The organism is Actinoplanes couchii (genome assembly GCF_016862075.1).
Taxonomy (GTDB): domain Bacteria; phylum Actinomycetota; class Actinomycetes; order Mycobacteriales; family Micromonosporaceae; genus Actinoplanes; species Actinoplanes couchii.
Genome location: NZ_BOMG01000003.1, coordinates 1 through 24,305, shown reverse-complemented (window position 1 = coordinate 24,305; position 24,305 = coordinate 1). Strand labels below are relative to the sequence as shown.

Here is a 24,305-nt window from a genome sequence, read left to right as displayed (position 1 = left end):
GATTTCTGTACACATGGGAGCCGTACTGTAACGGAACGCATGATCTGCCACGATCGGCTACTGCTGGGTCAGCCGAGTGGTCAGGAACGAACTGGGCGTGCCGTGCCAGAACACCGCAAGCTCATCACGGGCCCGTGTGGCGGCGACGAACAGCAGTGAACGATCACGCTGGCGTTCCCGCTCGTATCGTTTCGGATCGGTCAGCTGGAACTGGCCGATCATCTGGCGGGGCACCAGCCCGTCACTGACCCCAGCGATGATCATGCGCTGGTACTCCAGCCCTTTGAACCGGTGCATCGTGCCGACATGCACGCCACCGCCGGTCTTCGGTCCGTCCGGGCCGATCTCGATCACCGCCATACCCTCCCGCTCCAACCGGACCGTGACCTGGGCGGCAAGCTCACGAGTCGGCACACAGACCGCGATAGACCCGTCCGCCGGGCTTCCCCAGGCCTTCACCTGGTCGGCGATCAGGTCCTGTTCCTGAGCCCAGGTGGCAGCACCTCGGAAGGTAGGCCGCTCCCCGCGGAGCAGCGACCGGTAGCCCGCCAGGTTCTCCTCGCCTCCGTCGAGGTCGTCGTAGACCTCCCCACTCATGATCTCCAGCGCGGCGGCGAGGATCTGCCGCGTGGTCCGGTAGCTGAGCGTGAGCCGAGAAGACCGGCCGCGGATGTTGATACCCAGGCTGCCCAGGGTGACGTGGTTGTCGTAGATCCGCTGATGCGTGTCGCCGGCGAGGAACATGTCGTCCGGGACGGCCGGCACCATGGCCCGCAGCATCTTCCAGTGCGCGGCGCTGAGGTCCTGTGCCTCGTCGACCACGACGTGCCGGTATCGGTGCCGCAGCAGACTGCCGGAGCTTTCCTCGGCCGCGGTGGCCGCACGTGCTGCCCGGTCCATTTCCAGACGGGCGGCGCGTTCCGCGACCTGGCGCCACGTCCAGACGCCCTGACCGTCGAGCCAGTTGACGAACCGCTCGGTCAGCTGCCACACCTGGTCGCGTTCGCCTCGGGTGAGACTGCGGCCACGGTTGGGACGGCGCGCCCGGAAGTAGTCGGCGCGGGAGTTGAGGACCTGGCCGAGGATGATCTGGGTCCACTCGGCGCAGAGGAAGTCGGCGTCCCAGTCCTTCTCACCGGTCTCGAGAAGGAAGGTCTGCCAGAGGCCGACGACCTTGTTGTCGTCGATGATCCGCTTCCCCGTACCGGCTTTGGCCTCGGAGACGACCCGGCTGGCGAGCTTGTCGATATTGACGATGTCAACGCGGGCGGTCAGTTCCTGGCCGCCCAGCGCGATCAGCCGAGTACGCAGGTCTGCGGCAAGGTTGCGGTTGAAGGTGGTGAGCAGGATCGGTTTGTCCTTACCCGGGGGCAGCCGACGGACCAGATGGGCGACCCGGTGCAGGGCGACGATGGTCTTACCGGTTCCGGGACCGCCGCCGACCCGGGTGGGCCCGGTGGTCGGCTTCTCAGCGAGTTTGCGCTGTGTCGGGTGCAGGAAGACCTGCCATTGCTCGAACGTCTCCCCGAGTACCGCCTGCAACGCCTCGTCGTCGGAGAAGACCTGGGTGGCCGGGTTGTTCACCGCCGCGGTGAGGTCGTGCGGGTCGACGGGTGCCTCGGCCCGAACCGGCTCGGTGATCTGCTCGAGAACCTCCTGGTAGGGGGTGCCATCAGCGAGGGCCACCAGCACATCCGCGGTCAGTTGTGGGGCTGTGGCGGTCAGGGCCAGTAGTTCACTCTCACCGCTCACCGCCCGGATCTGGGCCAGCAGAGGTTCGGCGACGCCCAGAGCGAGCAGCTGAGCATCGGTGAACGCGGCGAAGATCGGCGGCTGCCCGCCGGTGCTCACCGGCACCGGTCGGACATCGATCACCTCGATACCACCGGTGACCGGGTTGACTTGGAAGTCGTAGCGAGCCAGGGTGTCGGCCACTTCGTCGCGGTGCTTCACCGCCACCAGCAGGTAATCGCGGGGCCCGACCGGCAGCAGTAGCGCCCGGTAGGTGCCGTCGATGCGGGCGGTACGTACGTCGGTCGCAGTCACCTGCAGGTACAACATCGGGTCGCGAGGGTTGGCGCGGAACCGATTCATGAACTCGTATACCGTGCCCTGTTCGGCCCGGGGCAGAGCACCCATCTCCTTGTGCGCCCGGTCCATGATCCGCAGCGTGGCTTCGGTGTTCACCCGTGTGCACTCCCGTTCGTACGCTCGATGAGCTCGGCGATGTCGTCGGCGGACCAGTCCCGGGCGGTGCGCGCATGCCATCCGGCGGCGCCGAAGGCCCTGTCGCGGTCTTCGGTCTCCGGGTCGCCGGTCGATCCGGACAGGACGATGGCCGTCAGCCGGTCGGGCCAGGCGATCTCGGCCTGCCAGCCCTGCTCGCCGAGTTCGTAACCGACCACCGGGACCGGCAGGTTGCGCTTCCACCCGGTTGTCCGGAAAGTGCGTCTTGAAGAAGAACGGTTCGCCGACGGACAGCGCACGGAACTGCCGGCCGCCAGAAGTTGACCTCGTCGAGCTGCGGGCGAGCCGCCAGGAATCGGTACCAGCTGCCGTCGGTCACTCCCGCATAAGCACGCACCGTGTAGATGTACCACAAAGGATCATCGCGCGACGCCATCACTGTTAACACTTAGACCAAAAATCACGCGTTGACAACGCCAACCTACTGTTGCAACATGGGAACCCAGAGCGTTCGAGCTCCTACGTAGTTCTCTGACGGACAGAGCCGACACCCATGCACGGACCGGGATTGGGTTGATGAACGAGAACGTCTGCTCGACGGAACCGGCACGTACTCGCCGGTGCGATGCCCGTACCCGCGGAAATTGTGGAAATCTGCCTGCAGTGACCCGGCATCTGGGGGTGTCATGAACGACGAGATGAGCCTGTTCCGGGAACTCGCCGACCGGGTCGCCGAGCAGCCGATCGCCGATCTCATCCTGGCCGCCTTCCACAGCGACGAAGCCTTGGATGCGACGCTGGCCGGCGCAAAGGCCCCGGAACCACCGCATGACCCGACCGGACAAGACGACACCGCTCCGGACGTCTTCCTCGAATCGATCCGGGTGGCCGGATTCCGTGGGGTCGGGCCGGCCGTCACGCTCGAACTCAAGCCGCGGCCCGGTCTCACCCTGGTGATCGGCCGTAACGGGTCCGGGAAGTCCAGCTTCGCCGAGGCCGCTGAACTCGCTCTCACCAACGACTCGATGCGCTGGTCGCAGCGGCCGGTCGTCTTTCGTGAGGGCTGGCGGAACCTGCACCACGATGGCGACACCGAGATCGCCGTCCGGCTGCGTCTCGGCGGCGACCGCCCACCCGTGAACATCCAGCGCCACTGGGATCGCACCGCCACCAACCCGGACGACAACGCCGCACCGCCGAACGAACTGCTGAACAAAGTCGGTCTCTACCGCCCGTTCCTTTCCGCCCGCGACTTGGAGCGGGTGATCACCGCGAAGCCGACGGAGCTCTACGACGCCCTCGCCCCGATCCTCGGTCTGGCGCCGCTCGCCGCCGCTGATGCCCGGCTCCAGGCCCGGCGAAAGCAGCGCAACGACCGTGCCAACGAGGTCAAGGCCGGGTTCACAACGCTGAAGAACGACCTGGCCGAAGTCGACGACGATCGCGCCCGGCAGGCGCTGCAAGCCCTCGGCGCCCGCCCCACCAGCGCCGACCTGGACACGCTGACCCAGCTCACCGAGACCGGGGCCGCCAGCACCGACGCCGCGATCGTGGCCGCCGCACGGCGGCTGATCGACGGCGAACTGCCGGATGTCGAATCGGCGGTGCAGGAGCGGGAACAGGCGCGAGAAGCCGTCGATCGGCTGGCCGGCAGCGAGTCGGCGACCGCCGGGAACACGGCTGACCTGCTGCGACGCGCGGTTCAGCAGCACACGGCCGAAGGTGATCAGCCCTGCCCGGTGTGCCGGACCGGCCGCCTCGACGACTCCTGGCGAACCGCGGCAGAAGCCGAGATCACCCGCTTGGAGGCAGCCGCCGCAGAGTCACGGGCGGCAACTCAGCGCCTAGACAAAGCCGAAAAGACCGCAGATCAAACCCTTGCTGAAGTACGCCGGGAGCTGGGCGCTGCCACGACCGCCCTGGCCGGGGCACTGCCCGAGGCCACTCAACACCTGAGCGAGGCGCTACTGAAGCTCCCCGAATCGACCGGCCTGGTCACGGCGTACACACAAATGGTGGAAGCCGCAACCAGATGGCTGATCCGGCGGCAGAACGCCTGGCGCGAGCCGGGCGCCGCCCTGCGTCGTTGGCTCGACTGCGCGGTGACGGTCCGCGACGAGGCCACCGACCTAAAGCGCCTCGTCGCCGCGCGCACCGCTCTGGGCAAGGCCGTCGATGAGATCCGGGCGGAGCGACTGTCGGCCTTCGTCGGGCAGTCCGAACACATCTGGCGGCGACTGCGGCAGGAGAGCAACGTCGAGCTGCAGCAGATGCGGATGGAGGGGACGAGCACCCAGCGCCGCGTCCGGTTCCCGGTGACCGTGGACGGCTCGGAGGCGAACGCGCTCGCCGTGATGAGCCAGGGTGAACTGCACGCGCTGGGCCTGTCGGTGTTCCTGCCGCGGGCGTGCGCGAACGCCAGCCCGTACCGGTTCGTGATCGTCGACGACCCGGTGCAGAGCATGGACCCGGCGAAGGTGGACGGCCTGGCCGAGGTGCTCGGTGAGATCGCCCGCGGTCGGCAGGTGGTCGTGTTCACACACGATGACCGTTTACCTGAGGCGATCCGGCGGCTCGGTGTGGAGGCGACGGTCTGGGAAGTCAGCCGGCGGGCCCGGTCGCTGGTCGAGCTGCGGATGGCCGACGATCCGGCGGACCGCTACCTCGCCGACGCGCACGCGCTGGCCGCGGCACAGTCCCTGCCGGAGGAGGCCCGGCATCCGGTGGTGGCCGGGTTCTGCCGGTCCGCGCTCGAAGCCGCGTCGATGGACGCCTACCGGGCCCGCCGCTACCGGGAGGGCGCCACGCACCGGCAGGTGGAGGAGAAGCTGGCGCCGGCGAACACCGTGCAGCAACGGCTCACCCTGGCCCTGCTCGGTGACCTCCGACGCGGCGACGAGCTTTACGGTCACCTGAACGAAACCTACGGCAGCTGGGCCGCCGACACGCTGCGCGCGGTCGCCGAAGGCGCGCACGGCACCCGCCGGATGACCATGACGACGCTGGTCCGCAACACCGACAACCTGCTGGAGAAGCTGCGATGAGCACCTATCTGGCCACCGCCGACCGGTTGCTGACCACCGTCGTGCCGGGCGCCCGCGGCACCTGGCCACGGGCCTGTGCCTGGCTGCTGCGCCTGGAACTGGAAGCGGCGATGGACCGGTTCTGGGCCCGGGTCGGCCCGGAGATCGGGAAAACTCGCGCGCAGCGGCCCAAGCTGTTGCTGCTTTCCGCGTACGCCGGTGAAGATCTGGCCCGTCGCACCGGCTATTTGTGGTGGGCGTTGTCCCGAGCCGGGCACCACCACCGTTACGAGCTGGGCCTGACGGTCAGTGAGCTGCTGCGACTGCGTACCGAATTGATTGCTGTCGCCGAACAGCTGGTGCGGGCCGGCCGCCCGTGAGCGAGTGGCAGCCGCCCCGCGAGGTGGCCACGGATCTCGTCTACCGCAGCCTGTTCACCTCCCCGGAACCGGACCTGCGGCAGCGGGCGGTGGAGCTGTTCGCCGCCTGGGCCACCGGCAAGAACGTCCCGGTGGACGCGGCGACCCTGCTGAACGGCGGCTCCGCCGAGGCGGACTCCGACGGCACCCGCCGCATCGCATCGGGCAGCGTCGGCACGTACACCGACCGGCCCAGCGGACGGCGGCTGCAGGCCGCGGTGTTCCGGCTGGAAGAACACGTGGGAAACGACGGCAGCCGGTGGACGACCTCGCTGCGGGTCGCGACTCCGCAGCAAGCCGACGGTGCAGACCCAGCGGACGTCCTGTTCAGTGCTGATCTGCCGTGGCCGGAGCAGCCCTGGATCTGGCTGGACCTGGAACATCGCCGGATGCCGGACACCGTGTCGGTCGCCCGGGCAGCCCGCGCCTGGTCCGCGATCTGCTCGCCGCCGTGGAAGGCACGGACGCCTCGCTGCCACTGACGTCCGAGGTTCTCACCATCACCGAGAGCCATGTCAGCGAGCTGTGCGGCTGGTTGTTCGATACCGGGCGCCGGGTACCGGTGATCGTTTTCAGCCCGGATCCGCAAGCGGCCGAGCAGCAGGAACGGTTCGCGAAGAAGCTGGCGCGCGATGTCACCGGCGTGGCAGTGGTGGTGCGACTGCGGGACACAGCGGCAGCGGCCGCCTTCTCCCGCCGGGTCGGCCCGCACCTGCACGTGTACGGCGGTGGCATACGCACGTACCTGCCCGGGCTGGTGCCGAACGAGCCGTTCCCGCGGCGGCACCGGATCCTGTCGGCGGCGAGCATGCGCGCTCTCGGACAACGGTCGGCCAACGCCGTACGGGATCAGGTGTTGGCTCTGTCCACCCGGCGGACTCAGCCCGCGTCGTACGTCCTGGTCCGCCGTGCTCTGTCGCGTGGCTCCGCGGAGCGGACCATGCGGGACCGGCGACCGCCGACCACCCACCCGGTCCTGTTGCCGGCGCCCGGCGAGCCGGACGTGCTGCCCAGCCCCGTCGAGAACGCCACCGTTGCGGAGACACCGGTCCTGGGCGACACCGTCGAGGGCAACCGGTTGTTGCGGGCCACGCTCACCCTGGCCGGCGTGGACCCGAGCGCGGTGGCCTTGGTCGACGATCCGGCGGATGCGCGAGCCGTGGAGCGGGAACGCGTCGCACTGCAGGAGCTGCTGCTCCGCGCCAGGCGGGCAACCGCCGACGACATCACCATGCTGTTCGCCGAGGTCGACGACCTGAGCGCGCAACTGACCGCGGAACAGCAGGCGCGGGAGCAGGCCGAGATTCCCCGCCTGCAGTGGGAACTCGGCGAGATCGAGCTGACCGATCTGGAACGTGACAACGACCGTCTGCAGGCCCGGGTCCGCTGGCTGGAGTCGCAGCTGGCCACCCATCAGGTGCACGTGGCCGGGCAGGAGACGCCGGATCAGATCGTTCCGCCCGGTCAGGTGGTAGAGGTGCTGGAACTGGCGGTAGCGCACCTGTCCTTCCTGGCGATCGGGCCGACGGCGGACGCGGCGGCCGGACTGGACGTGCATCCGGAGGCGGAGCGGTGGGCGCTCAAAGTCTGGCGGGCGCTCACCGCGTTGAACGCCTACGCCGCGGCCCGCGCGGCCGGGACCTGGAAGAACTCGTTCCTGGCGTGGTGCCAGGAACCGCCGTCCGGCGGCATCGCGGTGCCGGCGACCTGGGTGGCCCTGAACGAGTCGGAGACCACCGGCACCGTCCCGAAGCTGCGGGAGGCCCGGACGTTCCCGGGGCCGGGCGGGCGTGTCTACATGCCGGCCCACATCAAGATCCAGCAGGGCGGCAGCCCGTGCCCGCGGATCCATTTCCACGACGACAGCGGCGGTACGACCGGGCGGATCCACATCGGCTACGTCGGCGACCACCTGCCGACGGCGAACTTCCGTTGACCTCCCCCTCTTCGAATACCCCGAGAGGCCGACGTCGCCCTGCTACGTTCTCCCTCGTGGGAACCTCTTCCTACTTCCTGACCGCCCTCGACCCCCGGCCTGGCCACCGCGCCGACCGGGCAAGGGCCACCGCGTCAGCGCGGACACTATCGCCGACCTGCTGCGTGACGAGGGCTTCAGCCTGCAGGCCAATGTCAAGACCATCGAGGGCCGCCAGCACCCGGACCGCGACGCCCAGCTCACCTACATCAACGAGAAGGTCACCGTCCACCATGACACCAGCCACCCGGCGATCACCGTCGACACCAAGAAGAAGGAACTGGTCGGCCAGTTCACCACGCCGGCCGACAGTGGCGACCCACTGGTGAGCCGATCACTACCCTCACCCACGACTTCCCCGGCGACAGCGACGGCAAGGCCATCCCTTACGGCGTCTACGACCTGCAGATCACGTGTGTCACCTCCCGCCCGGAACATCGAAGTGGAACAAGATCGAACACCGACACCTCCCGCGATCCGGACGCCCGCTCCAACTCGGCTTCCCCGACCGGGCCCTGGCCGCCGTCCTGAACCGACGACTCCAACTACCTCATGACGTCCTCGACGTACTGTTCCACTCCCACCGCAGCACCATCCGCCGAGCCGTCACCGAAGTCCAGCAACTCCTGCACCACCATCACCCCGGCCGCACTACCACCAGCCGCAACAGCGTTCCTACGCACCGCAACCAACCGGCACTACCCAGACACGGAGATCAAAGCCGCGAGTTAAAAAGCCGCACCGCCTTAGGATCCACCCCTGACCGAGGCGATGAGGGAACATTCGGTCGCCATCCACGAGGATGCCCTGATCGACTCCCTACTCACCGATCTCCGCGCCCCCGCGCACCGAGATCAGACCTGACAGAGATCGATCTCCATCAGTTGTGCCTTTTCACGCCAGGGTATGAACGAAAGCGCGCCGACTGCTGTACTCACTCACAGAGGCAAGGGGATCAGCAGATCTCGATCTTCTGGCGGTTCGTACAACCGGGGGGAGCGGACATGATCGGCAACCCAGCAGAGGAGTTCGCCGAGTTCCAGCGCAGATTTCTCACGAACGCGCAGCGGGCAACGGCAGGTCAGGCCGCCGCATCCGGCATCTCGGCATCCGACAGCAGCGGCACGGTGACGGTCTCGTTGAACAGCGATGGGCAGGTCGGCAACGTGCGGCTGACCATGGACGCCAAGCATGTCCTCGGACCGGCGGGGATCGGACCATCGGTGATCGCAGCCGTCCAGGCGGCGTCCACCGCTCGGCTGACCGCTTGGGCCGAGGCATACACCGACGATGACGCCACGCGGCCATCGCATTCTGTGGTCGGCTCGGCATCGCCGGGCGCCGGACTGCCGGCAGCGAGTCCTGACGGCTTCGCCGCGGAGTTCGAGCGGCTGACCACCGGGCGTAACCTCGATTCCGCGGGCGTGCGTGACGCCATGTACGAACTTCTCGGCCTCCTTGAGCGCGTCGATCGAAGCCTTGACGTGGCGGCCGAACAGGCCCGCATCGGGGCCGCCGCGCGTCACATCGGAGTCAGTTCCGACAGGCACGTCCGCGTCATGATGACCGGCGCCGGCGAACTGGTGGATGTCCACTGCGACTCGCGCTGGCTCCGCGAGGCTCATGAGATCAACATCGGTCGACAGATCACCTCGGCCTTCCACGGGGCGTATCAGACGATCGCCCGCGATGGAGTCGCCGTGTCACTCGACGACAAGGGACTCGGGCAGCTTCGCAACCTGCTGCAGGATCCCGCTCGACTCGCCCAGATGCTGCGGCTCGGCGACTGACCTCGGAGACCTGACATGGCCGAAGAACTCACGGTGGCGCTGGAGGCCCTGCGCGCCGACTCCGACTTGTGGGACGGCGTATCAAGCACCCTCGGCAGGGCGCAGTTCAGCGTGGAAGGGCTGACTCTCACCTACTCGCAACTCTCCTGGGCCGGGGAGTCCAGCAACCTCATCGACACCTACACGCGATTGCAGCGCCACATCGCCGACCTGCTCGGTCAGGGCAGCAGGAACTATCTGGACCTCAGTGTCTCGCTCGACAAAATTGCCCTCGCATACGAAACGAACAACGAGAAGGCAGCGAAGGACTTCGACGATCTGTGGGAACCCAATGAGTAGTGCAAGCGCAGGCGGCGACGTGGTGGTTCAGAAGATCTACGACCTGCTGAATGAACTCGACCGTAAGGTCAACGAACTGCAGCGCAGCATCGACGACAAACTGCCGCACCTGCCGGGGTTTCTGGCCGACCGGGTATCCGCGGCTTGGAATGGTTTCTGCGACATGCTCGGCGAACTCTTTGCCTCGATCGGAGACTGGCTGTCACGCGCGGGCAGCCCGGGAGCGGTGACCGATACGGCCGACGACTGGGTGACCAAGGTCGGAGGCCCAGTCAGCGGGCAGGCAACCGTCGCCGACATCGCTCGGCTGAAGACCGACAACGAATGGAAGGGCGACGCCGCCAAGGCGTACGCGGACATGATGCCGCTGCACAAAGACATCCTGAACGCTGTCAAGGGTTTCGCTGACAACACGGCGACAGCGTTGAACTCGGTGGCGACCGGCATCACGATCTTCTGGGTGGGAATCGGCGCGGCTCTCGCTGAGTTGCTCCTCGGTATTGCCGGCGCCATAGGCGCGTCCGGAACCATCATCGGTCTGCCGGCCGCTCCGGTGATCGCGGGATCGGCAGTCGTCTTCGCCCTCGCCACCATGGGCGGAGTCGCCTTCGAGCTCAACCGCCGGGCGACCGACGCCAACACTGATCTGCTGAAGGTCCTGAACGACCGCGGAAAGCTTGTAGGTGGGCGATGGCCCTCGACCTTCACCCTCTGATTGGAAGGGATCACCTTGATTCGCGTTAGGCTTCGGCCATCAGCGGCAGCAGTCGTGACGTGCCTGTTCGGGCTTCTGTATCTGGCTATGGCGGCGTTGTCGGTCACGGCCTTCGACGTCGCACGATCAACCGCCGCGGCCGATTTCGATTCGTCCTGGGAATCGGCGGCCGGCTGGGTGTGGCTCGCCGCGTTCATCGTGCAGGCTCTCCTCACTTTCCTCATCGCCTTCGCCTGGATCGGGCGCCGCGATCCGGCCCGGGCGCGACTCGTTCGCGCGGGCGTCCGAGCGGCAGGCGGAGTCCTGCTGGTGACGCTGATCGTCATCGCGGTGATCGTGGCCATCGGGCTCAACCACGATGCCTTTCGCGGCTCGACCATCGCTTTCTGTGTCCTCTTCGGGCTGACCACTGCCACGGGAACCGGATCGTCGGCCTTCACCGCGTTGGCCCTGTCCGAGAGAACCAGGGCCTGATCATCGAACGGCCTCACTCGTGCATGACCACGCCGCCCCTTTTCAACCCGGCGTCGGCCAGACCCGAGGTGATGCGCGCCACCGTGGCAGGCGTTGATATCGCCTACGTAAACGCGTGACCTTTTCGGCCGGAACGGCTCCGGGAAGTCCAGCTTCGCCGAGGCCGCTGAACTCGCCCTCACCAACGACTCGATGCGCCGGCCCCAGCGCCCGGTCGTCTTCCGGGAGGGCTGGCGCAAACTGCACCGGCCGGCCCACCTCAAGATCCAACAGGGCGGCAGCCCGTGCCCACGGATCCATTTCCACGACGACAGCGGCGGTACGACCGGGCGGATCCACGTCGGCTACGTCGGCGATCACCTGCCGACGGCGAACTTCCGCTGATAGCCACTCACCCGTTCGGTTGCAAGATCATCCCCGGTTGTCGGGCAGCGGCGGCCCGCGCGCTGCGGTTACGTTCGAGCGGGTTCCTGTCAACACCCTCGTCTCCATGTGAAGGGATCCGTGTCTTGACCACCTCTCCGGTGAGTGCGACCCGTTTCGATCGCGCTGTCCGGCTCTTCGAGTTCCTGGCCCGGGCCCAGCAGTCCACGATCTCCGCGCCGCGCACGTTCGAAAACTACGACACCGCGTGGACCAGGGACCTGCCACGGCACCCGGCGATACATTTCGCGCACTGGGACGTGGAGCCGGAACCCGGGGACGAGATCGGGCACATCGACCGCCTGGACCGGCAGCGGCCGCCGGCACCCGGCGCCGAGCTGGCGCTCTGGATCGCCGACGGCTACCAGGACGCCGAACAGGAACCCAAGCTCGCCGACGAGATCGAGGACCCGGAAGCGGACGAACCGAAACTCCTGCTCGATCATCCACGGGTCGTGGAGTCGTACCGCAGGTGGTTGACCGGTTGGACCGCCTGGGCCGAGCGGGAACGGACCGAGAAACCGGTGCGCGACGCGTACAGCGTGCTCTTCACGATGCAGCAGGATGAGGCCAGCAACCCGGAGGAACGGGAACTGGTCCTGGCGGTGGGCTGCCTCGCGTGGCGGCCGGAGAACCATCCACCGGTACGACGGCACCTGATCACCGTCCCGGTCGGCATCGACCTCGACCCGGCCAGCGGAACACTGCGCGTCACCGTGGCCGAATCGGTCGACCCGCTGCGCCTGGAACTGGACATGCTGGACTCGCACCTGACCCGGTCCCGGCACATCGGGGACGTCCGGGAGTCGGCGCGGAGCTACGCCCACCACCCGCTGCACCTGAGCGCCATCGGCGAGCTGCTGCAACGGGTGGCGAACAGCCTTGACCCGGACGCCACCTACGTGGAGACGGAGAACCCGGGACGGGCCGCCACCGACACCGCCGAGGTGACCCTCGCACCGGCGATCGTGCTGCGCCGCCGCAATCACGGTCTGGTCGAGGTGCTGGAACGGATCCGGGAGCAGCTACTCGACTCGGAGGTCGTACCGGAAGGGGTCCTGCCTCTGGTCGACCCGGACCACCGGCCACCGACGACGGCGGACCCCACGCCGGGCGCGCTGGTGGCGGTCGACGACGAGCTGTATCTGCCGCTGCCGGTGAACGAACGGCAGTTGCAGATCCTGCGGCAGGTGGACCGGCACGCGCAGACCCTGGTGCAGGGGCCACCGGGGACCGGTAAGACACACACCGCGGCGGCGCTGCTCAGCCACCTGCTCGCGCAGGGCAAACGGGTGCTGGTCACCGCGCAGACCGACCGGGCGCTCAAGGAGGTCCGGGCGAGGCTGCCGGAGTCGATCCGGCCGCTGTCGGTGGCGGTGGTCGGCGCGTCCCGCGAGGACATGGCCGATCTCAAGGTCGCCGTGAACACCATCTCGCAACACGCCATCGACTTCGACGCCGACGACGCCGACCGGACGATCCAGCGGCACCTCGACGCGGTCGACCGGCTCCGCCGCCAGCGGGCACTGCTGCACCGGCGAATCGTGGACGTCCGATCCGCCGAGGTCACCGCACACGTGCAGGGGCCGTACCGCGGGACACTCGCGAAGATCGCCACCGCACACCGCGCCGACGGCGAACAACACGGCTGGATCCGCCCGTGGTCACCGGCCGACCCGGCCGCGCAGGCACCGCTGACGGCGACCGAGACCGCCGAGTGGCTGCGGCTGCTGCGCGACGAACGGCTGACCGCGGACCAGGAACCGGCCCGCGACATCCTGGCCGATCCCGCCGCGTTGACACCGCCCGCGGACTTCGCCGCCGCGGTCACCGCCGAGCACCTCGCGCGTACGGCCCACGAGTCCCACCACAGCGATCGGGCGCACGCGGCGTTCACGGCCGTCCGGGCCCTGCCGCCGGAGCTGCGGGAGTTCCTCCAGCAGAATCTGCACCGGCTCGCCGACACCGCCGACGACCTGGCCCGCCGCCGGGAGGCCTGGATGTCGGCGGCACTGTCCGACGTGGTCTCCGGCCGCGGCCGCGTCTGGCAGGACCGCGCCGCCCAACTGCGGCAGCTCACCGGCCAGGCCCAGCCGCACGTGCAGGGACTGGGCATCACCGAGGTCACCGTCACCGGCCCGGAGCTGGCGCCGCTGATCTCGCTCGCCGGGCACCTGCGACAGCACCTGAGCACCGGCGGCAAACTCAAACTGGCCGCCGACGGAACCCCCGCGCTGGGCATGCTGGCCGCCAAGCCGGTCAAAGCCGCCAAAGACCTCTTCCTTCTGGTACGGGTGAACGGCCGGCCGCCCACCTCGGTCGCATCCATCGACGCGTTCCTGGCCTGGTGCGAGTCGACCCGGCTGCTCACCGCGATCGACCGGGCCTGGCCCGCCACCGTCCCGGTTCCCCCGGAGGACACCTTCCAGGAACGGCTGACCTGGCACATCACCGAACTGCACCAACTGGAGCGGGTACTCGCCCTGGGCACCGAACTGGCCGCGCTGGAACAGAACCTGGCCACCTGGCACCTGCCCCGGCCGGAGTGGTCCGACCTCTCCGCGGTCCGCGCCTACGCCGCACTCGTCGACGCGGCCACCGCCGACGATCAACTGCTGGTCACCCGGGCCGCCGTGGACGCCGCAGCCGAACCGGTCACCGCCCTGCTGCACGACCCGGCGGCAGCACCGGTGCTGCTCGCTGTCGCGAAAGCCGTCGCCGACCGGGACGTCGACGCCTACGCCGTCGCGGTGCACCGGATCACGCGTCTCGTCGAGGTCCGCACCCTGGTGGCCCGACGCGACGGACTGGCCGCACGCCTGCGGCAGGACGCCCCGCTGCTGCACGACGCCATCGCCGGCAGCCCCGGTGACCCGGCATGGGACACGCGCATCGCCGGGTGGGAGCCCGCCTGGGCGTGGGCCGTCACCGCGGCCTGGCTCAACGACCGGCAGGTCGCCGACCTCAACCGCCTGCAAGCCGACGTCAGCAAGATCGAACAGACGATCCGGCGGCATGTCGAGGAACTGGCCGCCGGGCGCGCCTGGCGGCACGCGGCCTCCCCGGAGCGGATCAGCGGATCAGCGGATCAGCACGAGCCAACCTGCAGCAGTACGGCCAACTGGTCCGCGGCCTGGGCAAGGGCACCGGCAAGTACGCCCACCTGCGCCGCGCGGAGATCCGGCAGGCGATGGACCGCTGCCGCTCCTCGGTGCCCGTCTGGATCATGCCGATCTACCGGATCGCGGAGCAGCTGCAGGTCCAGCCGGACATGTTCGACGTGGTCGTGGTGGACGAGGCGTCCCAGGCCGGGCTGGCGGCGACGTTCCTGCAGTACCTGGCCCCGAAGATCGTGGTGATCGGCGACGACAAGCAGGTCTCCCCCGCCGCGGTCGGCGTCGACCAGCAGCACCTGCGGGACCTGGCCGAGCAGTACCTGTACGACGATCCGTACCGGGCGTCGTGGCAGGACCCGAAACGCAGCCTGTTCGACGAGGCGAAGATGCGGTTCAGCGGCCTGATCCCGCTGACCGAACACCGGCGCTGCGTACCCGAGATCATCAACTTCTCGAACCGGATCGCCTACGAGCCGGAGAACATCCGCCTGACCCCGGTGCGCCAGTACGGCGCGGACCGCCTCGAACCGATCAAGCCGGTGTTCGTACCCGACGGCTACGTCAGCGGCACCACCAACAAGATCAACCGGCCGGAGGCGGAAGCGGTCGTCGCGCAGATCCTGGCCTGCGTCGCCGACCCCCGCTACGACGGGATGACCTTCGGTGTGATCTCACTGCAGGGCCCGCACCAGGCGAAATGGATCCAGCGGCTGCTGCTGGAACGGCTCGCTCCGGCCGAATGGGAACGCCGGGACCTGCGCTGCGGCGACTCCGCCGACTTCCAAGGCTCGGAACGTGACGTGATGTTCCTGAGCATGGTCGCCGCGGCCGAACCCGGGACACGGCTGGGCTCGCTGACGCTGGAGATGTACGTCCAGCGCTACAACGTCGCGGCGTCCCGGGCCAAGGACCAGATGTGGGTGTTCCACTCGGTGCAGCTCAGCGATCTCGGCAACCCCGAGGACATGCGTTTCCAGCTGCTCGACTACTGCTACGGGGTGACCGCGCGACCGTCCGAGTTCGAGGGCGTGACACTGCCCGGCGACGTGCCGGACAACGAACGCGTGGCGCCGTTCGACTCGCTCTTCGAACAGCGGGTCTACAACCGCCTGGTAGGACGCGGCTTCACCGTGGTGCCGCAGTACTCGGCGATCGGCTACTCGATCGACCTGGTCGTGGTCGGCCCGAACGGCCGCCTGGCCATCGAATGCGACGGCGACGCGTGGCACGGCCCGGACCGCTACGAGGCGGACATGGCCCGTCAGCGCGAGCTGGAGCGCTGTGGCTGGGAGTTCTTCCGCATCCCGGAGTCGGCGTTCGTGGTCGACGAGGCCACGGTGCTGTCCGAGTTGTGGGCAGCCCTCGAGCGGCGCGGAATCCGCCCGTCGGACTGGTCCGAGCCGCTCCCCGAGCACCCGGCCGTCGCCGAACTGCCGACACTTCTGACCCTGGAAACTGTCGAGCCGGCGCCCGCCGTCGTGACGGTGTCTGCCGCGGTTGCGCAGACTCCGCCGGCCGCCCTCGTCCCGTCCACTGCCCCGTCCGCTATCCCCGAGATCGTCATCAGCAGTGAGGTCGACGGCATGCTCGTCATCGATCCCGCGGTGACCCCGGAGCCGCGGCCCGCCACCATGCTCGAACCGTACAAAATGTTCTCCGGTGTGGCCCCGCGGCCGATCGAACCCGCCTCCCCCGACATGCGCGACGCCCTGCTCGCCATCGTCGACAGCGAAGGCCCGGTCCTGGGAGCACGCCTGCACACCGCCTACAACCGTGCGGCCGGCGGCCGGCGGCCAGCGAGTCAGCCAGGCAACCGCCAGCGCGATCAACAAACTCCTCACTTCCGCCGTACGCAAGGGCCTGCTCGTCAAGGACAACCCGCTCCACAAACCGGGCAACAAGCCGTCCACCTATCGCCTGCCCGACCAGCCGGCGGTGGTGCTGCGTGAGCTCGGACCCCGAGACCTCGACGAGGTACCCCCACTGGAACTGGCAACCGTGATGGCCGCCCACGCACGTCTACTGGGCTGGTCCGACCCGGACGCGGTCTACCGGGCAACCCTGCAGACATACGGCCGCAAACTCCTGACCGGCGCAGCCGCCGCCCCCATGGCAGCAGCCGAGGAACTGGCCCGCTCGATGAGGCACTGAGCAGTCCAGTGCGTCGGTGTCGCCGTCCGATCCGGACGGCGACACCAATTCATCGTGCCGAGGATCGCCGGATCAGCTCGTCGATATCCTCATCCGCAGCCGCGCTCCACTTGTCGCCGTCACCGAACGGCTGGTAACTGAGTTTCGCGGGCCTGTTCCGATATCCCGGCACCACACCATCGATGATGGACATCTGCCACTCGCCCCGGGACTTCCCTCCCAGGCGCTGATCCACGGGACGATCGGGATCCACGAGTGGGGAGACCGCTCAGGGTGTCAGCGGCTCTCGGCGAAGTACTCGTAGTTGTCGGCGTTGTCGACGGCGTTGGCCGGGCTTGAGACGGCGAGTGCCTTCGCTGCGGTCTGACCGTAGGCGTGGTCGTCGGTGCCGCCGTTGACGGTGAAGTGGCTCGACTCGTGGATCAGCGTGCCGGCCTTCGAGTCGGTGCCGGTGGCCGGCGCCGTCCAGAACGCGTTGCACAGGTAGATGATGTAGGGCTGGTCCGGGTAGACGTAGGCGTAGTAGTCCTCGTTGCTGGTGCAGTCGAGCGTCAGAGCCTTGTTCGTCAGCTCATCGGTGATCTTGCTGTAGCCGTTGGTCACCCGCGAGAACCGGGACGCGCTGTAGGTGCCGAACCAGGTGGTGTAGGCGCCACCGCCGGACGGGTTCGCCGCGAGCCAGGTCTGGGACTTCTGCGACATCGTCGCGGCATTGGTGACCGCCGTCGCCAGCGAGGTCTTCTCACTCGTGGTGCAGCCGCGGTAGGTGATGCTGACCGCGGCCAGACCGACCTCGACCTGCTCGGTGGTCGTCGCCGCGGTGCTGGGCGCGTCGGCGGCGGCACGGATGCCGGTGCTGGTGCGGACGGTGGCGGCCCGGGACGTGTTCTGCAGGGTCGCTGTCTTGGCCGCCCGCACGCGGGTCGAGGCCACGTTGACGGTGAAGGTTCCCGGCCGTGACAGGTCGTAGTCACCGGCCAGGTCAACGGTCACCGTGTAGGCGCCGCCGGCGGGAATGCGCGTGTAGTCGGATGCGTCCGGCGCCCCGAGCTTCACCAGCCTGCCCTGATAGGGGACCGGCACACCGTCCCTGGTCACGGCCAGGACAGCGGCGGTCTGACGGGTCTGCGGCAGATCCCGGGAGAGCACGTCGACCGCCGACGACGAGGTGTTCCGCACCGTGACACGGACGGTGAGGGCGCTGTTGGTCACCTGGCCGATCTGAACGGTCGTGGTGAGATCGGTGGTGCCGGCGGCTGCGGCCGCACTCGCCCCGGCCGGGATCGACACCCCCACAGCGAGGCATACGGCCCAGAGCGAACGTCGAGAGATACCCACGTGGTTCTCCTTCTCTCGGTCATCGACTCGCGGGGGGCCACCGGGGACAGAGGCGCGGGAGTCGATGCCATGACATCTATTGGTCTCAATCTAATTGATCACCTTCTCTCTGAGATGAGAGGTTTTCATCCCAAGGGGGTCATATTGCGGTGCAACATCGGCAATGCCGGACCACGGACATCGGTGCCAGAGGGCACCGGCTCCCGGCAGCCGCCGCGATCGAAGGCCCTCGACGAGTCGCCGGGTACGTCCCTCCCGATGTGCGCACCCGTGGTCAGTGCTCGCCGACCGTGAAGCCGGCGCACCAGAAGGAGGCGATCCCGTACTCGGGGTCGGTGACCCGCCAGCGCAGGTCCTCCCAGCCGTCCGCGGCCATGTCGACGATCTGCAGCCCGAGTGGCAGGTCGCCGGCCTCCTGGTGGAACTCGAGCCCGGTGACTCCGGTGAAGCGGAGCACCGGCGCCTCCCCTGCCCCGGGGGTGGTCGCCCGCGCCTGGATGGACAGACGCAGGCCGTCGGCGGTGTTCTCGATCTCGACCCGCCCGATCACCCACGCGGCGCGGGCGAGCAGGGCGTCGTAGGCCTCCAGCGGATCGGTGGTCATGACGTGAACTCTCCCGGGACTTGTTTCTCGATCTCGTGGCCGTCCGTGCCGGGGCCGTACACGAACCGGCGGTAATGGGTGTCCAGGACAGCCCGGGATGTAGTCATCGTCGCCGATGAAGACGACCTGAGCCGGGCGGCACGGTGGATCATGCTCCTCTACGCTGCCCGTCATGCGACACGGGGAACGGAACAACACCATCGGACGCCGGGGCCTTTTCATCGGCGCCTTGGCCGCCCTGGCGGGCACCACTGCATTGGCGGGCTGCAGCACCGAACCGGCCGACACCCCCGCAGCGGGCACATCGTCCGCCGCGGTCACCATGCAGCACTTGGGACTCGACGGGTACGGCAAGCTGCGGATCACCATGACCAGGAGCGAGGCCCTGGCCACCGGCGACCTGATCACCTCACCCGTGTCGACGGTCGGCGACAGCGACGACTATTCATTCCTCGGCGGTCCGGCACCCGACCCGAGCCGGATGGCCGCGGACGAGAAACTGGAAAAGGACGTCGAGAAGGCCGAAAAGGCCGCGGACGCAGCCCGGGCCAAGGCGGAGAAGTACCGCAGCACCCACGGTCGTTCCGCGGAGGAGTCCGCGACGTCGGCCCAACTGTCGGCGGACTCCGCAAAAGCATCGATGAAAAGCATCGAGGCGACGACCGCCTCGATCGAGCGTATGGGAGAACGGCTCACCGCCTTCCTGAACGCCGGCGGCGTGTCGTTCACCGGCGACGTGATGACCACCATCGCGGCGCCGCCCAAGGCCACCACGGCCGAAGGCGTCGCACGCGGGTCGAGCCTGGAGCAGTTGAAGACGGCGTACGACGGCAAGGGCCTGAAGTCCACCTCGGAGGGCCGGTACGAGTTGCCGGCCGCTCAACCGGGCTGGACGTTGACCTTCGACGTGGAGGCGGACAAGGTCGCCTACATGATGCTGCGCGCCACCAGGAACTGAGCCGTCCCACCGGCCGAGGCCCGGCCCCGGAAGGGCGAATCAGGGTAGCCTTACCCCACCGTCAGGATAGCGGCGCGCATCGATACTGACACCAGTGGGAGGCTGCGTGCGCGAGGGACGACAGCCGGGCCGGGCGTTGCTGCGCCGAGCCGTCCGCGGCGAGGCCCGCAGCGTCGGCCTCAGCTCGATACTCAGCGCGGCCCATCAGGGCGGCGAGGCGCTGGTCCCGATCCTCATCGGCGTCATCATCGACCAGACGGCCGGTGGTGGGACCACCGGCGACCTGATCCTGTGGATCGCGGTGCTGGGGGCCACCTTCGCGATCCTCTCGGCCAGCTTCCAGTACGGCACCCGGACCGGCGAAACGCGGTCGAGAAAGCCGCCCATGCCATGCGCCTGGAGCTCACGACGCGCGTCCTGCACCCCCGCGGCTCGGCCGGGACCGGCCGGCTACCCGGCGCCCTGGTGAACGTGGCCACCGGCGACGCCCAGCGGGTCGGCGCGATAAACCTGGCCCTGCCCCTGGGCTTCGCCGCCTTCTGCGGGGTCGTGATCGGCGCCGTCGCCCTGCTGCGGATGTCCCTGCTGCTGGGCCTGCTCGTGCTCATCGGCGCGCCGATGCTGCTGCTGACCGCGCACTGGCTCGGCAGACCCCTGCAACGACGCAGCGAGAACGAGCAGGAGCACGCGGCCCGCGCGGCCGGAGTCGCAGCCGACCTCGTGGCCGGGCTGCGCGTGCTCAAGGGCATCGGCGCCGAACGGTCCGCCGCCCGGCGTTACCACCGGATCAGCCGGGACTCGCTCGCCGCCACCCAGCGCGCGGCCACCGCGAAGAGCTGGCACGACAGCACCCTGCTGGGCTTGACCGGGGTCTTCCTCGCCATCGTGGCCCTGGCCGGCGGCCGCCTCGCCATGACCGGGCAGATCACCGTCGGCGAGTTGGTCGCCGCGGTCGGCCTGGCCCAGTTCCTGCTCGGCCCGCTCGCCCTGGTCGCCTGGGCGAACGGCGAACTCGCGCAGGCCCGCGCCTCGGCCGACCGGATCGCCGCGGTGCTGTCGGCCGAGCCCCGCACCCCCGGCGGCGACGCCGAACCGGCCGGCCCGGTCCACGGCCACATCCGTTTCGCCGCCGTCAGCGGCGGCGGGCTGTCGGACCTCGACCTGGACATCGCACCGGGCGAGATCGTCGGCATCGTGACCGCCGATCAGGTGGCCGCCGGCACGCTCACCGAACTGTTCGGCCGCTCCCGGGATCCCGCATCCGGCACGGTCGAACTGGACGGCCGCCCGCTGCACACACTCGACCCCCTCGCCGTACGGGCCGCGGTGCTGGTCGCCGAGCACGACGCCGACCTGTTCGAGGGCACACTGCTGGAGAACGTCGCGCTGGGCCGGGCCCGGCCGGAGGCGGTCGACGCGGCCCTGGCGGCGTCCACCGTGGACGAGGTCGCGGACACCCTGCCCGGCCGGCTCGACGGCGCGATCGCCGAGCGTGGCGGTTCCCTGTCCGGCGGCCAGCGCCAACGGGTGGCCCTGGCCCGCGCCCTGGCCGCGGACCCGCCCGTGCTCGTCCTGCACGACCCCACCACGGCGGTGGACGCCGTCACCGAGCAGCGGATCGCGACCGGCCTGCGTGACCTGCGCCGAAGCCGGGACCGGACGACGGTGCTCGTGACGACCAGCCCCAGCCTGCTCTCGGTGGCCGACCGGGTGCTGTTCCTCGCCGACGGTGGGATCCGGGCGAGGGGAACCCACGCCGACCTGATCAGCGACGACCACTACCGGGCGGTCGTCCTGTCATGACGAGCCGAGACCGAACCCTGCTGCCGGTCGCCGGCGCCGCGCAGACCTGGGCCGCGGTGCGCCGGCTGCTGCGGCCCCGATGGCCACTGGCGGTCCTGGCCGGCGCCGTCCTGACCCTCGGCTCGGCGATCGGGCTGGTGACGATCCGGCTGCTGTGCCACATCGTCGATCTGGTCGCCGCCGGCCGGCCCGCCGACGCCCTCAACGCCCCGATCGTGGCGCTGGTGCTGGTCGCCGTCGGCCAGGCCGTCGCCGCGGGGTGGGGCCTGACCCTGGTCGCCCGGCTCGGCGAGGGCATGCTGGCCGACCTGCGCGAGCAGTTCATCGACCGGGTGCTCGGCCTGCCGCTGGAGCAGGTCGAACAGGCCGGCACCGGTGATCTGACCTCCCGGGTCACCAACGACGTGACGGTGATCGCCACCGCGGTCCGCAGCGCCCTGCCCGAGCTGGTCCGCTCGATGCTCACCATCGTGCTGACCGTGGTCGGGCTGGCCGTCCTGGACTGGCGTTTCCTGGTCGCCGCTCTGCTGGCCGCGCCGATCCAGATCCACACGGTCCGCTGGTACTCCGGCCGGGCGCTGCCGCTCTACGCCCGGCAACGGATCGCGGTCGGCGCGCTGCAGCAGCAGCTGCAGGAGACGGTCAGCGGCGCAGGCACCGTACGGGCGTTGCGGCTGCAGGACGAACACCGCGACCGGGTCCGGATCCGATCCCTCGACGCCGTCTCGTGGACGATGCGCGGCATCCGGGTACTGACCCGGTTCTACGGCCGGCTCAACCTGGCCGAGTTCACCGGGCTGGCCGCCGTGCTGGTCGCGGGCTTCCTGCTGGTACGCAACGGGTCGGTGACCATCGGCGCCGCCACCGTGGCGGCACTCTACTTCCACAGCCTGTTCACGCCGATCAACACCGCGCTCGGGCTCGTCGACGACGCCCAGGCGGCGGGGGCCGGCCTGGTGCGGCTGGTCGGTGTGACGGATCTGCCCGCGACGGCCGATCCGGTCGCGACCGGCCCGGTCCGGACCACCGTGGCGGTCGACGCGGTCGAGCACGCCTACCGGCCCGGCCGGCCCGTCCTGCGCGGGGTCAGCCTCGAGGTGGCCGCGGCGGAACGGGTGGCGCTGGTCGGCGCGAGCGGCGCCGGCAAGACCACGCTGGCCGGCCTGATCGCCGGTGTCCGCCGCCCGACCGGCGGCGTGATCCGGCTCGGCGGGACCAGCATGGCCGACCTCGACCCGGCCGACGTACGGCGCTCGGTCGTCATCCTGACCCAGGAGGTGCACGTCTTCGCCGGCCCGCTCGGCGACGACCTGCGACTGGCCCGGCCGGACGGCACCGACGAGCAGCTACGGTCGGCGCTGGCCCGGGTCGGCGCCGCCGACTGGGTGGCCGCGTTGCCGGACGGGCTCGGCACTGTCGTCGGCGCCGGCGGCCACCGGCTCACCGTGACCCAGGCCCAGCAGCTCGCGCTGGCCCGGCTGGTGCTGGCCGATCCGCCGATCGCCGTCCTCGACGAGGCGACCGCCGAGGCCGGCAGCGCGGGCGCCCGGTTGCTCGAAGCGGCGGTGGAGAAGGCCCTGGCCGGGCGGACCGGCATCGTCGTCGCGCACCGCCTCGGCCAGGCCGTGTCGGCCGACCGGGTGGTGGTGCTCGACGCGGGCCGGGTGCTGGAGGCCGGCACCCACGGCGAGCTCGCGGCCCGCCCGGGCGGCCACTACGCGATGCTCTGGCAGGCCTGGGCGAACCACCGGCCGCCCGCCTAACGGCCGCCGGCCATCTGGTCCCGCAGCGAGCGGGGGCGCAGATCGGTCCAGGTCCGCTCGACGTAGGCCAGGCAGGCGTCCCGCGACTCCTCACCGAAGGCGACCGTCCAGCCGGCCGGGACGTCGACGAACGACGGCCACAGCGAGTGCTGGTCCTCGGCGTTGACCAGCACCAGGTACCGGCCGTCGGGGTCCTCGAAGGGGTTGGTCATCAGATGGTCCTCTCTGCGTCGTCGACCAGCCGGGACAGCGGCCGATCGGGGTGGGCCACTGCCGCCGTCAGCAGCCGCCGGAACCGCTCACCGAGTTCGGCGACGGCCGCGCGGTCGAACAGGTCGGCCGCGTACTCCAGGTCGCAGTGCACCGGGCGGCCGTCGGCCGGCTCGTAGAAACTCAGCGTGAGCTCGGCCCGCAGCGCGCCGGTCGCCGGCGTCTCCAGGCGCACGCCCGGACCACCGACGTCAGCCAGCCGAGCCTCCTCGTGGTGCACGATCATCACCTGGGGCGCGATCTCCAGCACGTCGAACGGCAGATCTTGAAGATCAAGAGCACCGAGATCGATTTCCCGTACGCGGCCCAGCAGCTCGCCGAACGACGGATCCCCGGACGTGTCGGTCCGCAGCACCACCGTATTGAAGAAGGTGCCCACCAGGTCGGCCAGCGCCGGTTCGGACCGCCCGGCCATCAGCGCGCCGATCGGCAGGTCGGTCCCCGCGCCGGCGCCGGTCAGCAGCGCGGCCAGGGCGGCATGGAACACCATGAACATGCTGGTTCCGGTACGCCGGGCCAGCTCGTCCACCGCGGCGTGGGTGCCCGCGTCCAGCACCACCGGCACCAGTTCACTGCGACCGGTCGACGCAGCCGCCACCGGCCGACGGGCACCGGGCAGATCGATCCGGTCCGGTAGACCGGCCAGAGCCGAACGCCACCGGTCGAGCTGACGAGCGTGGGTGCTCGCCGGGTCGGCCGGGTCACCGAGCACCTCGTATGCCCACCGGGTGTAGTCGGCGTAGTCGACCGGCAGTGCCACCCACTCCGGCGCCCGCCCGGCGCTGCGGGCCGCGTACGCCCGGGACAGGTCGTCGATCAGCGGCACCACCGACCACTCGTCGACGGCCAGGTGATGCGCCGTGACCAGCACCGTGCCGGTGCCGACCAGGCGCGCCCGCATCGGCGCCCGCCCGGTCAGGTCGACCGGCTCCCGGCTGAGCGCCGCCAACCGCCGGT

At 69.6% G+C, this 24,305-nt stretch carries 23 protein-coding genes and 1 pseudogene; 17 read left to right on the top strand and 7 right to left on the bottom strand.

What is annotated here, in order from left to right:
- Positions 1–57: 57 nt before the first annotated feature.
- Both Aco03nite_RS00290 and Aco03nite_RS00285 read right to left on the bottom strand, forming a co-directional pair.
- Complete coding sequence (locus tag Aco03nite_RS00290) at positions 58–2,187, bottom strand: UvrD-helicase domain-containing protein (protein WP_203792380.1); 2,130 nt, start codon at positions 2,185–2,187, stop codon at positions 58–60.
- Positions 2,184–2,405, bottom strand: coding sequence for a hypothetical protein (locus Aco03nite_RS00285; protein ID WP_203792378.1), 222 nt, complete (start codon positions 2,403–2,405; stop codon positions 2,184–2,186). Before Aco03nite_RS00285 ends, Aco03nite_RS00290 begins: the two co-directional genes overlap by 4 nt.
- 468 nt (positions 2,406–2,873) lie before the next feature.
- Here Aco03nite_RS00285 and Aco03nite_RS00280 point away from each other — a divergent pair, with 468 nt between their 5' ends.
- From Aco03nite_RS00280 to Aco03nite_RS00225, 13 genes and pseudogenes are all read left to right on the top strand, one after another.
- Complete coding sequence (locus Aco03nite_RS00280; protein ID WP_203792376.1) at positions 2,874–5,231, top strand: AAA family ATPase; 2,358 nt, start codon at positions 2,874–2,876, stop codon at positions 5,229–5,231.
- Positions 5,228–5,590, top strand: coding sequence for a hypothetical protein (locus Aco03nite_RS00275; protein ID WP_203792374.1), 363 nt, complete (start codon positions 5,228–5,230; stop codon positions 5,588–5,590). Before Aco03nite_RS00280 ends, Aco03nite_RS00275 begins: the two co-directional genes overlap by 4 nt.
- Positions 5,587–6,111, top strand: coding sequence for a hypothetical protein (locus Aco03nite_RS00270; protein ID WP_203792372.1), 525 nt, complete (start codon positions 5,587–5,589; stop codon positions 6,109–6,111). The genes Aco03nite_RS00275 and Aco03nite_RS00270 overlap by 4 nt, the downstream gene beginning before the upstream one ends.
- Complete coding sequence (locus Aco03nite_RS00265) at positions 6,081–7,565, top strand: hypothetical protein (RefSeq protein ID WP_203792370.1); 1,485 nt, start codon at positions 6,081–6,083, stop codon at positions 7,563–7,565. Before Aco03nite_RS00270 ends, Aco03nite_RS00265 begins: the two co-directional genes overlap by 31 nt.
- A 121-nt stretch (positions 7,566–7,686) precedes the next feature.
- A pseudogene (locus Aco03nite_RS52510) lies at positions 7,687–8,009 on the top strand (ISAzo13-like element transposase-related protein); the annotation flags it as partial.
- Positions 8,010–8,608: 599 nt separating this feature from the next.
- Entirely contained in the window at positions 8,609–9,394 is a 786-nt protein-coding gene (locus Aco03nite_RS52505) for a hypothetical protein (RefSeq protein WP_239144813.1), read from the top strand.
- Between the two features lie 15 nt (positions 9,395–9,409).
- Entirely contained in the window at positions 9,410–9,733 is a 324-nt protein-coding gene (locus tag Aco03nite_RS00250) for a hypothetical protein (protein WP_203792366.1), read from the top strand.
- Positions 9,734–9,752: 19 nt separating this feature from the next.
- The gene (locus Aco03nite_RS00245; protein WP_203792365.1) at positions 9,753–10,448 is read left to right on the top strand and encodes a hypothetical protein; all 696 of its coding nucleotides are present in this window, start codon (positions 9,753–9,755) and stop codon (positions 10,446–10,448) included.
- A gap of 54 nt (positions 10,449–10,502) precedes the next feature.
- Positions 10,503–10,922: a hypothetical protein gene (locus Aco03nite_RS00240; RefSeq protein WP_203792364.1), complete on the top strand. Its 420-nt coding sequence runs from the start codon at positions 10,503–10,505 to the stop codon at positions 10,920–10,922.
- A 192-nt stretch (positions 10,923–11,114) separates the two neighbouring features.
- Positions 11,115–11,306: a hypothetical protein gene (locus tag Aco03nite_RS00235; RefSeq protein ID WP_203792363.1), complete on the top strand. Its 192-nt coding sequence runs from the start codon at positions 11,115–11,117 to the stop codon at positions 11,304–11,306.
- Positions 11,307–11,446: 140 nt separating this feature from the next.
- Positions 11,447–14,704 (top strand): AAA domain-containing protein, encoded by a 3,258-nt coding sequence (locus Aco03nite_RS52500; RefSeq protein ID WP_239144803.1) that lies wholly within the window; start codon positions 11,447–11,449, stop codon positions 14,702–14,704.
- Complete coding sequence (locus Aco03nite_RS00230) at positions 14,617–16,410, top strand: PDDEXK-like endonuclease domain-containing protein (RefSeq protein WP_275415787.1); 1,794 nt, start codon at positions 14,617–14,619, stop codon at positions 16,408–16,410. The genes Aco03nite_RS52500 and Aco03nite_RS00230 overlap by 88 nt, the downstream gene beginning before the upstream one ends.
- Positions 16,397–16,612 carry a hypothetical protein gene (locus Aco03nite_RS00225; protein ID WP_203792360.1) on the top strand — a complete coding sequence of 72 codons (216 nt, stop codon included), beginning with the start codon at positions 16,397–16,399 and terminating at the stop codon, positions 16,610–16,612. Before Aco03nite_RS00230 ends, Aco03nite_RS00225 begins: the two co-directional genes overlap by 14 nt.
- Positions 16,613–16,661: 49 nt before the next feature.
- Here Aco03nite_RS00225 and Aco03nite_RS00220 read toward each other — a convergent pair whose 3' ends face one another.
- From Aco03nite_RS00220 to Aco03nite_RS00210, 3 genes are all read right to left on the bottom strand, one after another.
- The gene (locus Aco03nite_RS00220) at positions 16,662–16,847 is read right to left on the bottom strand and encodes a hypothetical protein (protein WP_203792353.1); all 186 of its coding nucleotides are present in this window, start codon (positions 16,845–16,847) and stop codon (positions 16,662–16,664) included.
- Positions 16,848–16,888: 41 nt separating this feature from the next.
- A complete protein-coding gene (locus Aco03nite_RS00215; protein ID WP_203792351.1) occupies positions 16,889–17,950 on the bottom strand; it encodes a M35 family metalloendopeptidase in 1,062 nt (353 codons plus the stop codon).
- 274 nt (positions 17,951–18,224) lie between these two features.
- On the bottom strand, positions 18,225–18,554 hold the full coding sequence (locus Aco03nite_RS00210) for a PIM8 family immunity protein (protein WP_203792344.1): 330 nt from the start codon (positions 18,552–18,554) through the stop codon (positions 18,225–18,227).
- A gap of 172 nt (positions 18,555–18,726) precedes the next feature.
- Between Aco03nite_RS00210 and Aco03nite_RS00205 the strand changes: the two genes are divergently transcribed.
- From Aco03nite_RS00205 to Aco03nite_RS00195, 4 genes are all read left to right on the top strand, one after another.
- Positions 18,727–19,512, top strand: a complete 786-nt coding sequence (locus Aco03nite_RS00205) for a hypothetical protein (protein WP_203792342.1) — start codon at positions 18,727–18,729, stop codon at positions 19,510–19,512.
- A gap of 106 nt (positions 19,513–19,618) precedes the next feature.
- Complete coding sequence (locus Aco03nite_RS52495; RefSeq protein WP_239144802.1) at positions 19,619–19,981, top strand: hypothetical protein; 363 nt, start codon at positions 19,619–19,621, stop codon at positions 19,979–19,981.
- Positions 19,903–21,315, top strand: a complete 1,413-nt coding sequence (locus Aco03nite_RS00200) for an ABC transporter transmembrane domain-containing protein (protein WP_239144801.1) — start codon at positions 19,903–19,905, stop codon at positions 21,313–21,315. The genes Aco03nite_RS52495 and Aco03nite_RS00200 overlap by 79 nt, the downstream gene beginning before the upstream one ends.
- Entirely contained in the window at positions 21,312–23,078 is a 1,767-nt protein-coding gene (locus Aco03nite_RS00195) for an ABC transporter ATP-binding protein (protein WP_203792341.1), read from the top strand. The genes Aco03nite_RS00200 and Aco03nite_RS00195 overlap by 4 nt, the downstream gene beginning before the upstream one ends.
- Here Aco03nite_RS00195 and Aco03nite_RS00190 read toward each other — a convergent pair.
- Together Aco03nite_RS00190 and Aco03nite_RS00185 are read right to left on the bottom strand one after the other, a co-directional pair.
- A complete protein-coding gene (locus Aco03nite_RS00190; protein ID WP_203792444.1) occupies positions 23,075–23,293 on the bottom strand; it encodes an MbtH family protein in 219 nt (72 codons plus the stop codon). The two genes, Aco03nite_RS00195 and Aco03nite_RS00190, sit on opposite strands and share 4 nt — an antisense overlap.
- On the bottom strand, positions 23,290–24,305 hold a 1,016-nt coding region (locus Aco03nite_RS00185; RefSeq protein WP_239144800.1), incomplete at its 5' end, for a condensation domain-containing protein. The genes Aco03nite_RS00185 and Aco03nite_RS00190, both read right to left, overlap by 4 nt.